This window comes from Bradyrhizobium sp. IC4060 (genome assembly GCF_020193715.1).
Classification (GTDB): domain Bacteria; phylum Pseudomonadota; class Alphaproteobacteria; order Rhizobiales; family Xanthobacteraceae; genus Bradyrhizobium; species Bradyrhizobium yuanmingense.
Map to the genome: position 1 here is coordinate 12,325 of NZ_JADYVJ010000017.1, position 14,110 is coordinate 26,434.

Here is a 14,110-nt window from a genome sequence, read left to right on the forward strand (position 1 = left end):
GCCGCATTTCGAGTGCGGTGCATTCAACCACCCTGCCAGCTCTCTGAAGGCGCTGCGGCTCCTACCGCGAGCGGCAGAGGTGAACAAGCGCCGCGGCAATCGATCTATCCCAGCGGCATTCCCCCGCTAATACAACGGCTCCTCATACACCGGCTCTCCATCGAGCAGCAGCCGCTTGATCGCGGCGCGGCCTGAGGGCAGCACGGCGGCGACGATGCGCAGCTTCTGCTGGTTGCGGGCATCCTCGAGCTTCTTGCCCTCGCCTTCGGGCACGAAATAGCTTTCCAGGCCATATTTGATCGGCAGCTTGTCGCAGAACCTTCGCCGGTCGTCACCGCAGGAGCCGCCATAATTTCCGACGCGGCCGCGGATCAGCACTTCGGGCGCGGTGACCTTGACAGGCTCGGCATGGACCGAGACCGCCTGATAGACGCCGCCGGCATTGGGCGCGAGCTTGACGAACACGATGGGATGGCGCGCGTCGGCGACCTTGCCTTTGAGCGCGCCGGCCGGCAGTTGCGAGATGTCGTAACGGAGCACGACATAGTCGCCGCGCAGGAGATCGCGGGGATCGACGGGCTGGGTCTGCAAGGTCACCTCGACGCCGTTACGCAGGATCTGCATGCGGTCGGCGACCATCAGGACCAGCAGCGCGCATTGGATCAGGATGGCGGCACAAAACAGCGCGGCTTTCGGGATGCGCTGCCAGAACGCGGTGAGCGATGCGATCATCTCGTTCATCGCGCGGCCCTCGGCAGCATGCGGCCCAGCACGGTGGCAAAGGCGACGGCCGCGACGCCCGTCACTGCCAGGAAGGCCGAGCGGCGCAGCAGCGAGCCCTTCACGGCCCAGGTGATGCCGGCGATGACCCCGGCGATCCCGAGCCAGCCGGCGACGATGCGCGGACGCACGTCGTCGAGCATGCCGGAGACGACGAGACACAGCATGGCCGCAAGCAGCGCGGCATAGGCGAGCCAGGATTCGCCGGCCATCGAGGCCGGCCAGACCGGCGCCGCGAGCAGGACCAGGGCGATCGCAGCTGCTGCAAGCAGTTCTCCCGCGCGCCTGGTGATGGCAGCCGAGGCCAGCGCGAGGATCACGCCGGCATTTCCGCACGCGATGGCCCAAAGCGGCTGGCCCGCAAGGGACCCTTCGCGGAAGCGGACGAGATCGTCGACCGTCGTCACCTCCAGGAACGCGGCAATGGCCAGTGAAAACGCGCCGTAGATCGACAGGACGCTGCCGAGCCGGAGCGCGCGCGGCGAGGCCGCAGCGGCGATCGCGAGCCCGGCGCCGAACAGCAGGGCCGCACCGCTCGCGAGCACGAAGGACGGCTGGGTGCCCTCGAATTCGAAGCGGAGCGAGGTCGCGATCCACCACGGCAGCAGCGCCAGCGCGACGAGATGAGCGGCGACGCGGGAATTCCAGGCGAAGGCGAGTGCGGCGGCGATGAGCCAGACCAAGACGTACGGAAGATGCAGCACGTCGGACGCGTCGGTGATCCGCATGCAGGTCCAGATCGAGGCGGCGACGAGACCGACCGCGAGCGCACCGCGCGAGCCGGTCAGAAGCGCCGCGGCAAACGCGCCGATCGACCACAGCAGCATGCCGCCGGCGAAGTCGTCGCCGAGGTGGTACATCTGCCCGACCAGCGCGATGCCCGCGCCGAAGATGATCGCACCGATGCTGGCGCAGAGATCGGCGAGAATGGTGCGCTCCCGCGCGGCGAACCAGGCGCCGAGACCACCGGCGATCACCATGCCGGCGAGCAGGATTGCAAACCGCGCCAAGCGCGCGATCTCGGTCCAGTGCGCCGCCACGAAGGCGAGGAACGCGGCGGCAATCAGCAGGCCGCCGACGATGGCGACGACCATTGCGATGTTGATGCCGGCCGGAAGCGGCGGCAGCGCGCTGCGGATCGCGACGGCCGCCGCCGGCGCAATCACGCCGTCGGCCTCCCATCGCGCAAGATCGGCTTCGAGGCGCTGCCGGTAGGATTTGTCGAACATCGTCCTGGGATCACCTGGCGCCCGCCGGATGGCGGGACCTTGCTAGGTCGGATCGTGCGGGCGATGGGTTCAAGCCCCTCCTCGCGGCAGGGGGTGATCGCATATGGCTCTTTGCGCGAGCTGAGCGCGCGCCTCGTCCTTCGAGACGGCGCTACGCGCCTCCTCAGGATGAGGCTAAGCGGCATCGGAGCCCGCTAAACTCGCCCACACACTCGGTCCTCATCCTGAGGGCCCGCCAAGGGCGGGCGTCTCGAAGGATGGCCACAAGCGACATCACTCTTTTCTGCGCCCTATTGCGCCGGCGCAGGAATGCGCCGCAGGACGTCGTCATAGGGTGCGAGGTCGAGATAGGCTGTGACCTCCGCCGCCTTGCCGTCCTGCATGAGCAGGATCCACGCGTAAGAGTTCGCGTAGGGCTTGCCGTCACGCGCGACGCCGCTGCCTTCCCAGTGCGCGATGACGTGGTCGCCGTCAGCGAAGATCCTCACAGCAGTCGGACGGACCGGGATCGACAACCGGCTGGCGAACGGGCGGACCGCGCGATCAACGAAGACATCGCGCCCTCTGAACTCGCCGGCGCTCGGGCCGGATCCCCTGATGCGCCAGACCACGTTGTCGTGCAGCAGGTCATTGAAGAAGGTGGTGCCTCCCGCCGCCCATCGATCGAACGCATCGGTGACGATCCGCTTGTTGTCCTCCGGCACGGAATTCGCCTGCCCGCAGGGTGCGGCCGTCGTCAGGGTGGATGCCGTGACGATGACCGCGTAGACGCAGGACGCAAGCGCGCGATTGAGCATGGTTGCCATTGGTGTCTCCCTTTCTGGTGCAAGATGTCGTCTGCCCCGAAGTGATGCACGCAGGTCGGTCGCGTTGTTGCTCGACCTACCCGCGCCGCGCGACGCTGGCGCCGCCGAAGATGAGCTGCTCCACCATCGGGCGGCGCAGGAAGCGTCCGGGAAAGATCGGATCGGGCGCGGTCGCCTGGTCGAGGCGCGCCATCTGCTCGGGCGACAGCGAGATCCCGACCGCGCCAAAATTGTCTTCCGCCTGCTCCAGCGTGCGGGCCCCGATCACCGGCGCGGTGACCGCGGGATTGGACAGCGTCCAGGCAATCGCCACCTGCGAGGACGTCGCGCCGAGCTCCCAGGCGATGGCTCGCACCGTCTCGGCCGCATCCAGCGATCGCTCGTTGAGAAGGCCCGATGACGCGATGATCGAGGCGCGTGTCGTTCCGACGGCGCGGTCCTGGGAATCCCTGAGATCGGCGCGGGTGTACTTGCCTGTGAGCACGCCGCCGCCGAGAGGCGACCAGGGCAGCACGCCGAGGCCGAGGGTCGCCGCGAGCGGGATGAGCTCGTGTTCGACGGTGCGCTCGACCAGATTGTATTCGATCTGCAGGGCAACGAAGGGCGACCAGCCGCGCAGGTCTGCGAGCGTCTGCAGCTGTGCAATGCGCCATGCCGGCGTGTTGCAAATGCCGACATACTGGACCTTGCCGCTGCGCACGAGATCGTCGAGGCCGCGCATCACCTCATCCGGCTGTGTCGTCGCATCCCAGGCGTGCAGGTAAAGCAGGTCGATGCGATCGGTCTCGAGCTGCCGCAGGCTCTGCTCCACGGAACGAACCATGTTGAGCCGGTGGTTGCCGCCGGAATTGGGGTTGCCGGGATCGCGCGCCATGGTGAATTTGGTCGCGAGCACGAGACGATCGCGCTTGTCGCGGGCGAACTCGCCGACCATGCGCTCGGACGCGCCGTTGGTGTAGTTCACCGCGGTGTCGATGAAGTTGCCGCCGCGGTCGACGTAGAGGTCGAAGATCCGCCGTGCCTCGCCGGGATCGGATCCCCATCCCCACTCGGTCCCGAAAGTCATCGTACCCAGGGCAAGGGGGGAAATGCGCAGGCCGGAACGGCCAAGCAGGCGGTATTGATCGAGCGACGTCATCAGAGCCTCCTTCGTGTGGCTCCGAGATAGTCCACGGCGAGAGGTGGGAGAAGTTGGCCAATGATGACTGGGGTGGTAAGCCTAACTAACCAATGACCACCGACCTTAACCTTGTCGCCGTCTTCATCGCGGTCGCGGACGCCAAGAGCTTCCGTGGCGCCGCCGAGCGGTTAGGGGTGACCCGATCCGCCGTGAGCCAGGCGATCCGACGCATGGAAGACCAGCTGGGCGTGGCGCTCGTCCAGCGAACGACGCGCAGCGTCAGTCTCACCGAGGCTGGCCTGCGCTTGCACGAGCGCGTGGCCCCGGCGGTCGCCGAAGTCGAACGGGCGATCAACGGCGCCCGCGACCGTGACGCGCAGCCGACGGGGCAGCTGCGTCTCGCCGTCTCGTCCATCGCCGAGCGATTCATTCGCGGTCCGTTGCTGGCCGAGTTCACGCACGCCAATCCCGGCGTGCAGGTCGACGTCACGGTGACCGATGCGGAATTCGACATCGTGGCCGAGGGCTTTGATGCCGGCGTCCGGCTCGGCGAGGTGATCGAGCAGGACATGATCGCCGTGCCTGTTTCGGGCGATCAGCGCCAGCTGGTCGTGGCAGCTCCCGCCTATCTGGAGCGGTTCGGCGCGCCCTCGCACCCGCGCGAGCTCTCACAGCATTGCTGCATAGGGTGGCGGCCGGCGCCGCACGTTGCGCCCTACCGCTGGGAATTTGCGGAAGGGGGGCGCGAGTTCGACGTCGCGGTGGAGCCGAGGATCACGACGAACGACATGTGGGTCATGGTGCGGACCGCCTGCGCGGGCGGCGGCCTGACATTCGGCATGGAAGAGACGTTCAAGCCGTATATCGAGCGCGGAGAATTGGTGCCCCTGCTGGAGGAATTCTGCCCGTTCTTCCCCGGCTTCTTCCTCTACTTTCCGGATCGGCGGAATCTTCCGCCGAAGCTGCGCGCGCTGGTCGATCACGTGCGTTATCGGGGAAGCGGAAAACGCTAAAGCGGAATGGCTTTAGATCGAATCGGTCCGCTCTAGTTTGCCTTGATGCCGGCCTCGCTGATCAGCTTGCCCCATTTCGCGCTTTCGTCCTGAATGAAGCGGCCGAACTGCTCGGGCGAGGTCGGCGCAGGCTCCGCGCCGAGGGTGCGGATCTTCTCCGCCACGGCAGGGTCCTTCAGCGCCTTGGCGAAGGCCTCGTTCAGTCGGGCGATGACATCCGCAGGCGTGCCGGCAGGAGCAACGAGCCCGAACCAGCCGACGGATTCGAAACCGGCAAGGCCGCTCTCGGCCAGCGTCGGCACATCGGGCAGGGACGCAAGGCGGCGCGCGGAGGACACGCCGATCGCGTTGAGCTTGCCTTCGAGGATCAATTGTCGCGATGCCGGAATATCCAGCACCGCGAACGGGACATGGCCTGCGAGAACATCGACCGCCGCCGGCGCCGTCCCGCGATACGGCACCAGCTCCATCGCGATCCCGCTTCTCTGCGTGAACAGCGCGGCGGTCAAGTGCATCGCCGTCGAGTTGCCGCCATGCCCGATCGAGAGCCCACCCGGCTTCGCCTTGGCGAGCGCGATGGTCTCCGCAGGTGTACGCGCCGGGATATTCGCGGACGCGACCAGCACAAAGGGAATTTCCGCGAGCAGGGTGATGGGCGCGAGATCCTTCAGCGCGAACGGCATCGAGGCATTGAGGTGCGGATTCACGGTCAACGCACCCGCCGGCGCCACGCCGAGCGTATAACCGTCGGGCTTGGCCTGCGCGACCGCGGCCATGCCGATGTTGCCGCCGGCGCCGGCGCGGTTCTCGATCACCAGGCCCTGCTTGAGCTCGGCGGTGACCAGCGGCTCGAGCGCGCGGATGACCGTGTCGGCGCTGCCGCCGGGCGGGAAGGTCACGATGATCTTGATCAATTGCTCGGGATAGGCGGCTCGGGCCGCCGCCACCGGCAACAGTGCGAAAGCGGCGGCCGTCAGCGCGGCCAGGATGCGGCGTCTTGCAACGTGAAACACGGTCTCCTCCATGTATTCTGTTTTTGAAACTCGGCTTGGCGAGCTACGTCGCCAGGCCGTCCGCTCGATGTCGTCCTACGCCGCAGCGCCAGTGATACGGGCCAGCAGGCCCTGCGCGTTCTCCGGCGCCGACTGCCCGCGCCAGGCGATGTGCTGGTCGGGCCGCGCCAGCACGAGCTTCTCGGCATAGGCGCCGTTCGCCTCCTCCGGCGCGACGTCGACCAGCGCGAGCGGCACGCCGCGCGCCTTTGCGGCGTCCTGCAGCCGCGTCACATCGATTGCCGGATCGAACCGCAGCAATGTGTAGCCGGGGCCGAAGGCGTCGTAGAGCGAGCGTCCGTCGCGCAAGAACAAATGCGGCGCGCGGGCGCCCGGCACGGTGGATGGCGTGAAGCTGCCCATCGCGTAAGGCGGCGGCGTCTCGCCGTCATAGGCGATGATCGGCGAGGCGTCGTAATAGTAGCCAAAGTTGAGGCCGGCGCAGCAATATTGCTGCACGTTGAGATCGTAGGCCGCTTTCGCCAGCGCCGCGCGCGCCGCCTGGCCGCGCGGCGTGTCGTCCTCGATCTCGGCGGACACGCCGCCGCGCTGCGCCATCATCTTCATCGCATGGTCCATCGCAAAGCGCGACACCTGCTCGGTGATGGGCTGGCGCTCCGCCTCATAGGCATCGAGGATCGCAGCCGGCGCCCAGCCGTTCAGATGCGCCGCCAATTGCCAGCAGAGATCGACGGCATCCGCGATGCCCGCATTCATGCCGTAGCCGGCATAGGGCATCCACAGATGCGCGGCGTCGCCGCAGATGAAGACCCTGCGGTCGCGGAAGCGGTCGGCCACGAGGCGCCGTCCGACCCAATCCTCCTTGCTGAGCACGCGGTATTCGAAGCGCTCGTCGACGCCGAGAATGGCACGGATGGCCCAGTCGCGATCGACCGAGTCGAACTCGGGCTCGTCCGGCTTCAGATGATTGTGGATCAGCCAGCGGTCGTGACCGTCAATGGCAACAACAGTGCCGGAGCGGCGCGGATTGAGCGAGAGCACCATCCAGGCCGGCTTGTGCGCCCCCATCAGCTCTTTCAGCTGCGGCGCTTCGATGAAGGTCGACTGCACGCGCTGGATCACCGGCGTGCCGGACAGGCTGGCACCGATTGCTTTTCTGACGAGGGATCGGCTGCCGTCGCAGCCGATCACGAAGCTGGCTTCGATGCGGAGCGAATGTCCGCTGTCGAGATCGCGCGCCAGCGCGACGACATGGTCGTCGTGCTGCTCGATGTCGGTGATTTCCGTGCGCGCCAGGATCTTGATGCGTGATTGGGCAGCGGCATGGCTGAACAGGATCGGCTCGAGATAGACCTGGTTGATCCGGTGCGGCGGCTCGGGCGTCGGCCACCAGGTGTCGGGGCCGCCGGTCGCGCTATAGCGGCGCGCGCGGGAGGGAATGTCGATGCGGCAAAGCTCGATCCCGGTCGCCGTGGTCCGGTAGGAGCAATCGTTGGGAAAGTCCGCAGGGAGCCCCGCATCGCGCAAGCGGGCGGCTATTCCGAGCCGTCGAAAAATCTCCATCGAGCGCGCCGACACGTGATTGCACTTGACGCTGGGCGGATCGCCGGCGTGGCGGATCTCCGCGACGACGACGTCGATTCCGCGCGAAGCGAGATCCATCGCCGCGGTCAATCCGACGGGCCCGGCCCCCACCACCAGCACTTGTGCTCTCATGCTCGCTCCAATCCTTGCCGCGGATTCTTTTCGTCCGCACAGCATGCATTTTATTGCAGGTCCGTTTATGCGATAAGTCGGAAAGAACTCATCAATTCATGAGATTTCGCCATGAATGTCACATTGCGCCAGTTGCGGGTCTTCACCGGCGTGTACCGGACGCGCAGCATCACGCGGGCCGCCCGCGAGCTCGGCATCACGCAATCGGCGGCGAGCCTGTTGATCCAGCAGCTCGAGACCCAGCTCGGCGTCAAGCTGTTCGACCGCTCCACGCGCTCGGTGCAGCCGACGCTGGCCGCCGACGAGGCGTTCGCCGCCGCCGAGCGCATGCTGAGCGATGCGCAAGGCCTGTCGCGCCGCATGCGTGATCTCGCGCAGGCTCGCGCAGGCCGGGTCGTGTTCCTCGCCTCGGCCGGCACCGCATCGGCGCTGCTGCCCATGGTCCTGGCGAAATTCCGCACTGGTCATCCCGACATCGAGATCGACATGCGCGATGTCGCCGCCGACGATCTCGTGCCACGGCTGAGCACGACCGACGCCGAGTTCGCGATCGGCAGCGTGGAGGGCGAATTCGCGGACATGACGATCGAGACGCTGACGAGCGGCCGCCTGAGCGCGATCGGCCGTCGCACCGCGGACTTCGCCGCGCGTCGGTCCCTAACCTGGGACGAGCTGGTGCAACTGCCGACGATTGCGATGCGCAGCGAGACACGCATCCGCATGCAGATCGATCAGGCCCTGAGCGCGCAGGGCAAGCGCCTCGATCCGACCTATGAAGTGACCCTGATCAACACCGCCCTCGCCATGACGGCGCAAGGCCTCGGCCTCGCCATCCTTCCCGCGACGATGCTGCCGGCCGACCAGTTCCCGACACTGATCGCAAGACCGCTGGTGCGCCCCGCCCTCACCCGCCCCGTGTCGCTGCTGCAGCGCCAAGGCCGGACGCTGTCGCCCGCGGCGCAGGCGTTTGTGGCGACGGCGCGGATGGTGCTCGCGGGGCGAACGGCACCGGCATCAGGCTGATTTTGCGGAGCTATTGAGAGGGGGGTCGCTGAGCTGGCGGAGAGGGAGGGATTCGAACCCCCGATAGGCTTGCACCTATGCCGCATTTCGAGTGCGGTGCATTCAACCACTCTGCCACCTCTCCTGAAGGCGCCATATTAGGAGCTGGGCCCCTGTGGTTGGGGGCGTTAATAGGCGAGGATGGCGGGCCAGACAAGGCGCGAAAGGGGAAAATCCGCTGCCTCTTTTCGCCCACTATCCCGCTTTGGGAAGGAACTGCCATGGAGCATCTGACGGTCACCGCCAATGGCGCCAAATTCCACGTGGCTCGTGCCGGAAGCGGCAAACCGCTGCTTTTGCTGCATGGCTGGCCGGAATTCTGGCTGACCTGGGAGCCGGTGATATCGAGGCTTTCGGACCGATTCACGCTTGTCGCGCCTGACCTCCGCGGCTTCGGCGACAGCGACAAGCCAGGTGGACCTTACGGACCGGACGGCCATGCCGCCGATATGCTGGCGCTGATGGACCGGCTCGGCATCGACCGATTCGGCGTCGTCGGCCACGATGTCGGCGGCGCTGTCATGCAGCCGCTGGCCCGGCAGGCGCCCGAGCGGATGGCGGGCCTCTTCTTCTTCGATTTCGTCTATCCCGGGATCGGGCCGCGCATGGCCGCGCCCGATAGGCTCAACCACATCTGGTACCAGTCCTTTCACCAGATGGAGATGGCCCCACAGCTCGTCGGCGCGAGCCGGGAGAGCTGCCGGCTCTACATCAGCCATTTCCTCAAAGGCTGGGCGCACCGGACAAACGCCTTCGACGACGTGCTGGACGCCTTCACGGACAATTTCCTGAAAGACGGCAACCTCGCCGGCGGCTTTGCGCATTACCGCGCCTCGCATGCCGGGCGCGTGGCGATGATGAAGGGCGAGGCGCCCAGGCTGCCGCCGATCGCGGTGCCGACCTGCGTGCGCTGGGCCGAGCACGATCCGCTGTTTCCCTTTGGCTGGACCGACCGGCTGTCCGAGACCTTCAGCGATCTCGACCTCGAGATGTTTCCCGGCGTCGGCCACTTCCCGCATCGGGAAAATCCGGATCGCGCGGCACGCGAGATCGCCGCGTTCTTTGCGCGCATCGGCTGGAGCTGAGGAGAAAAACGGGGTGGGACCGCCAGACGCGGTAAACACTGGCGGTCCCGTGCCGCTTATTGAAATACTGGCCGTGAAGGGCGGCTTCGCCGGCCGAGTGGAAGCGACGATTCGACCCTAGCGTGCGACGGGCGGTCCGCAACGCAATCCGGTCCTTAACCTAACCGGTCAAGGTTACTCCTTGTCCGCTTTACCTTTTTTCTTCCCGTTCTCCGTGGAATCCCGGTCCTTGCCGTTGCCTTCCTTGCGGCGATTGGTGAAGCGCGCATTGCCAAGTCCGGTGCCGATGGTGAGCACGCCCCAGCGGTCAACGTCCTGCATGAACGGTACTTCCGAGAGCCCCTGCACCACGCCGTCATTGTGCATCAGGATCGCGGTGTCGTGCTCGCCAATAGCGGGGATGCCCTCGATCAGGCTCGCCGGCAGGTTGAACTTGCTGCTCTCCCAATTGCCCGGCAGATTCTGCGCGCCCTTCTCGATCGAGCCGTCCGGGTTGATCACACCGGGACAGGCGATGCCGATGAACGGCGCGAGCTTGTAGCCTTCGGCCTCGGCCTCCGTGATCAGCCCTTTCAGCATCTTGGTCAGCCGCTTCACCGCGCCTTCGCGCGTCGGCTCGTCGTCGGCGTGACGCCACAGCTCCGCATGCACCACCTTGGCCTTGGACAGATCCTTGGCTTTCTTCCAGCCGGTTTCCACCACGCCGCAGCGGATGTTGGTGCCGCCGATGTCGACGGCGAGAATGCTGTCATGAGCCTCGAAGATCCAGGACGGCGCCAGGTGCAGCGCGCCGATCAGGCCGGCCTCGTCAGGATGATGGCGGATCGGCTGCAGGTCGATCTTGAAGCCCTCGGATTTCAGGATGATCTCGGCGCGGGCGATCACGAGCTCGCCGAGCCTTGAATCGCGAAAGCCGCCGCCGACGACGATGCGCTCGGTCTTGGCCCAGGCCTTGGTCTTGAGGAATCGGCGCGTGACATAAGCGAGCTCCTGGGAGAAATCCTCGATCGCGCTGTGCACCACGGCCGAGGCCTCGGTGTCGTCGCCGATCAGGATGGCGTCCAGCGTCTTCTTGTTGATCTCCTCGGTCGGCACCTTCCCGAACGGGTCCTCCCCCGTCTTGCGCAGCGGCTTGCGCCAGCGCTCGAGCACCTCCCGGAACGCGCCCTTGCTGGCGCGGTCGCCGAGAAAGCCGTCCTCGTCCTTGATCTCGATGTTGAAGCTGTCGACATCGACCGATGGCAGCCGTTCGGCGCCATGCTGGGCAATGCCCGTTGTTTTGACCAATTCGTCTGTTGCCATGAGAGCCCTTGCCCCGCTTTCCTGTTCCGGCCGGGACAACTGCGGGGGAACCCGTTTGTTGCAAAGCCCACCCGAGATTCGGCTGCGCGCTTTCAGCGCGGCCAAAGCCTTCAAATCCGGGCGGTTTTCGCCCACTTTTCCTTGACTTGGCGCGCTCGGCCGCTATAAGTCCCACAGCCGGCGCGGGGCGTTTCTCGCGCCGCTTGTTTTGCTTGGGTTTTCAAAGGGATAATTCCCGCCCACGCAGACTCGCATAAACCATAGCGACTGACAAAAAGCCGGCCCGGACGACGCTCGTCCCGAGGCCGGGATTGAACACGGAGAAAGAACGATGTTCGCAGTCATCAAAACCGGCGGCAAGCAATACCGCGTCGTGCCGGATGATGTTCTCGAAGTAGGCAAGATCGAAGGCGAAGTCGGCTCGATCGTGCAGCTGAATGAAGTGCTCGTGGTCGGCGGCGACACGCCGGTGCTGGGCGTCCCGACGGTCGCAGGCGCGTCCGTCGCGGTCGAGGTGCTCGACCACAAGCGCGGACCGAAGGTCATCGCGTTCAAGAAGCGCCGCCGCAAGAACTCGCGCCGCAAGCGCGGCTATCGCGACGAGATCACGGTTCTGCGCATCAGCGAGATTCTGACGGACGGCGCCAAGCCCACCAAGGGCCCGCGTCCGAAGAAGGAAAAGGTGACGAAGGAGCCGGCAGCGGAAGCCGCCGAGTAACGCAAAACCGATCACGCCAATTCACGAATTGATGCGTGCGACGTTTTGAAATGATTCCGTCAAGGAATTGACCTAGAACTACGCAGGATTTCGGAGACGAGCCATGGCTCACAAAAAAGCAGGCGGTTCATCGCGCAACGGTCGCGATTCCAAGGGCAAGCGCCTCGGTATCAAGGCGTTCGGCGGCGAGATCGTCACGCCCGGCAACATCATTGCGCGTCAGCGCGGCACGACCTGGCACCCCGGCCTCAATGTCGGCATGGGTACGGACCACACTCTGTTCGCCAAGATCGAGGGCCGCGTTGCGTTCCAAGCCAAAGCCAACGGCCGCACCTTCGTATCGGTGCTCCCGCTTGCCGAGGCTGCTGAATAGACGGTGGACAAAAACGGAGTCCGCCGGTCCCGACTGAACCGGCGGAGTCCTAGAGATCGCAAGAGATCGAAGGCTCCAAGGGGAGGCGGGAAACCGGCCTCCCCTTTTCTTTGCTCACTTTGTTCTTTGCACTTTGACTTAGTGACTTTCACGGAGCCGGACATGTTGCAGGATTTCTCGAGCGTGACCTTGGCCGAGGCGAGACCAAGCGTCGTCGCCACCGAGCGGCTGACCTTGCGGCGGCCGACGCTGGCCGACGTCAGGACCATCGCCCGGCTCGCCAACGACCGCCGTATCGCCGAGAACACGCGCCGCCTGCCGCATCCCTATTCGCAGGACGACGCCGCCGAATTCATCCGCGCCACCGCCGAGCTCGGCAGCGAGACCGTGTTCCTGATCGAGCACGACAGCGGGCCGGTCGGCATGGTCGGCATCGATTGCTCCAAGCCCGGCAATGCCGAGCTCGGCTACTGGCTCGGCGTCGAGCATTGGGGTCGGGGCTTTGCCACCGAGGCGGCGCGCGGCGCGATCGATTTCTTCTTCGAGGAGTTCGAGGACGAGCATCTCTATGCCGGCGCGCGCGTCACCAATCCGGCCTCGCGCAAGGTGCTGGAGAAGTGCGGCTTCCAGTGGAGCGGCGTGCAGCTGCACCGCTTCCTGGCGCTCGGCTCCTCGACCCCCGTCGACTGCTTCCGCCTCTCGCGCGGCGTGTGGGCCTCGCTGAAGAGCTGGAGCAGTGCGAGGCGGGTGCGGTAGGGCGAGGCGCCGCACTCACAATTGTCATCCCGGGGCGCGCGTAGCGCGAGCCCGGGATCCATAATCCCGGAGCGCAGTGTGGGGCAAAGCGCCCACTCCGGGTCGTCGTCCAATTGCTCTCTGGGGCTATGGGTCCCGGGCTCGCGCTGCGCGCGCCCCGGGACGACGTCGTGGCTACGCCGGCGGATTGACCTCGTCGCTCTCACGCCCCAAATCGCGCTCCCGAAGATAAATGTAGAACCCGGCGCCGATGATGATTGCGGCGCCGACGAGTGTTGCGATGGACGGGACGTCGCCGAACACGACGAAGCCGAAGATCACCGCCCAGACGATCATCGAATATTGGTAGGGCACCACGACGCTGGCCGGCGCCAGCTTGAGCGAACGGTTGACGCAGAACAGCGCGGTGACCGAAACCAGCCCGGCGGCGGCGAAGATCGCGAGGCTGCCCGGCGTCGGCGGCACCCAGTTGAACACCGACAGCACTGCGCCCAGGGAGAACGTGCCGAGGAATTGCGAGGACGCCATCACGATGTCGGGCGTCTTGCGCAGGCTGCGCGTGATCAGCATCAGGGTCGCGAAAGAAAGACTGCCGCCTAGCGCGATCAGGGCCGGCAGGCTGACGGTCTGCGCCGAGGGGCGCAGCGCGATCAAGACGCCGCAGAAGCCGATCAGGATCGCGGTCCAGCGCCGCCAGCCGACCTTCTCGCCCAGAAAGATTGCCGACATCGCGGTGACGAAGATCGGGCCGGCGAGATAATAGGTGATGACGTCGGCGAGCGGCAGATAGACGGTTGCGAGAAAGAAGGCCGCGACTTCCAGCGTCGACAGCACGACGCGAACCAGCTGCAGGCCCGGCCGCTCCAGATGCAGAAACTGGTGACGCTGCTTCCAGATCAGCGGCGACAGCAGGAGCAGTGCCGCGCAGGCGCGCAGGAATAGCAGCTGCCCCACCGAATAGGTCCCGACCAGGAACTTGCCCATGGCGTCGCCGAACGAGAACATGAAGATCGACAGCACCATGAGCCCGATGCCGGCCAGGCGCGCGGAGCGATCGTCATAGGCGGAGAGATTCTTGAACAGGGGCATTGCGACGAGTTGCAGGTTCGGGGGCTCGTCATTGCGAGGAGCTCTTGC

14 protein-coding genes and 1 tRNA gene are annotated in these 14,110 nt (G+C 66.0%); 6 read left to right on the plus strand and 9 right to left on the minus strand.

All coding sequences use genetic code 11. The features are described from left to right. Positions 1-126 precede the first annotated feature (126 nt). From I6F16_RS33370 to I6F16_RS33385, 4 genes are all read right to left on the minus strand, one after another. Positions 127-741 carry a GDYXXLXY domain-containing protein gene (locus I6F16_RS33370; protein WP_225115118.1) on the minus strand — a complete coding sequence of 205 codons (615 nt, stop codon included), beginning with the start codon at positions 739-741 and terminating at the stop codon, positions 127-129. After that, a complete protein-coding gene (locus tag I6F16_RS33375) occupies positions 738-2,009 on the minus strand; it encodes a DUF2157 domain-containing protein (protein ID WP_225115119.1) in 1,272 nt (423 codons plus the stop codon). Before I6F16_RS33375 ends, I6F16_RS33370 begins: the two co-directional genes overlap by 4 nt. 290 nt (positions 2,010-2,299) lie before the next feature. Continuing rightward, positions 2,300-2,815: a nuclear transport factor 2 family protein gene (locus I6F16_RS33380; protein ID WP_225115120.1), complete on the minus strand. Its 516-nt coding sequence runs from the start codon at positions 2,813-2,815 to the stop codon at positions 2,300-2,302. A 76-nt stretch (positions 2,816-2,891) separates the two neighbouring features. Continuing rightward, entirely contained in the window at positions 2,892-3,953 is a 1,062-nt protein-coding gene (locus I6F16_RS33385; RefSeq protein ID WP_225115121.1) for an aldo/keto reductase, read from the minus strand. Between the two features lie 92 nt (positions 3,954-4,045). Between I6F16_RS33385 and I6F16_RS33390 the strand changes: the two genes are divergently transcribed. Next, the gene (locus tag I6F16_RS33390; RefSeq protein ID WP_225115122.1) at positions 4,046-4,948 is read left to right on the plus strand and encodes a LysR family transcriptional regulator; all 903 of its coding nucleotides are present in this window, start codon (positions 4,046-4,048) and stop codon (positions 4,946-4,948) included. Positions 4,949-4,980: 32 nt separating this feature from the next. Here I6F16_RS33390 and I6F16_RS33395 read toward each other — a convergent pair whose 3' ends face one another. Beyond that, a complete protein-coding gene (locus tag I6F16_RS33395; RefSeq protein ID WP_225115123.1) occupies positions 4,981-5,961 on the minus strand; it encodes a tripartite tricarboxylate transporter substrate binding protein in 981 nt (326 codons plus the stop codon). Between the two features lie 75 nt (positions 5,962-6,036). Then, positions 6,037-7,677, minus strand: coding sequence for an FAD-dependent oxidoreductase (locus tag I6F16_RS33400; protein WP_225115124.1), 1,641 nt, complete (start codon positions 7,675-7,677; stop codon positions 6,037-6,039). Between the two features lie 111 nt (positions 7,678-7,788). Here I6F16_RS33400 and I6F16_RS33405 point away from each other — a divergent pair, with 111 nt between their 5' ends. Continuing rightward, the gene (locus I6F16_RS33405) at positions 7,789-8,700 is read left to right on the plus strand and encodes a LysR family transcriptional regulator (protein ID WP_225174304.1); all 912 of its coding nucleotides are present in this window, start codon (positions 7,789-7,791) and stop codon (positions 8,698-8,700) included. A gap of 34 nt (positions 8,701-8,734) precedes the next feature. Here the strand turns inward: I6F16_RS33405 and I6F16_RS33410 are convergent. Continuing rightward, positions 8,735-8,824 (minus strand) — tRNA-Ser (locus I6F16_RS33410). A gap of 136 nt (positions 8,825-8,960) precedes the next feature. Here I6F16_RS33410 and I6F16_RS33415 point away from each other — a divergent pair. After that, a complete protein-coding gene (locus I6F16_RS33415; RefSeq protein ID WP_225115126.1) occupies positions 8,961-9,824 on the plus strand; it encodes an alpha/beta hydrolase in 864 nt (287 codons plus the stop codon). Between the two features lie 174 nt (positions 9,825-9,998). On the opposite strand, the gene I6F16_RS33420 is transcribed toward I6F16_RS33415, so the two are convergent. After that, on the minus strand, positions 9,999-11,126 hold the full coding sequence (locus tag I6F16_RS33420; RefSeq protein WP_036008710.1) for an ROK family protein: 1,128 nt from the start codon (positions 11,124-11,126) through the stop codon (positions 9,999-10,001). Between the two features lie 331 nt (positions 11,127-11,457). Here I6F16_RS33420 and rplU point away from each other — a divergent pair, with 331 nt between their 5' ends. From rplU to I6F16_RS33435, 3 genes are all read left to right on the plus strand, one after another. Then, positions 11,458-11,844, plus strand: a complete 387-nt coding sequence (rplU, locus tag I6F16_RS33425) for a 50S ribosomal protein L21 (RefSeq protein ID WP_036008712.1) — start codon at positions 11,458-11,460, stop codon at positions 11,842-11,844. Between the two features lie 103 nt (positions 11,845-11,947). Further along, positions 11,948-12,217, plus strand: a complete 270-nt coding sequence (gene rpmA / locus I6F16_RS33430; RefSeq protein WP_025032812.1) for a 50S ribosomal protein L27 — start codon at positions 11,948-11,950, stop codon at positions 12,215-12,217. A 162-nt stretch (positions 12,218-12,379) separates the two neighbouring features. Next, a complete protein-coding gene (locus I6F16_RS33435; protein WP_057026542.1) occupies positions 12,380-12,973 on the plus strand; it encodes a GNAT family N-acetyltransferase in 594 nt (197 codons plus the stop codon). 174 nt (positions 12,974-13,147) lie between these two features. Here I6F16_RS33435 and I6F16_RS33440 read toward each other — a convergent pair whose 3' ends face one another. Next, the gene (locus tag I6F16_RS33440; RefSeq protein ID WP_225115127.1) at positions 13,148-14,062 is read right to left on the minus strand and encodes a DMT family transporter; all 915 of its coding nucleotides are present in this window, start codon (positions 14,060-14,062) and stop codon (positions 13,148-13,150) included. Positions 14,063-14,110: the final 48 nt, after the last annotated feature.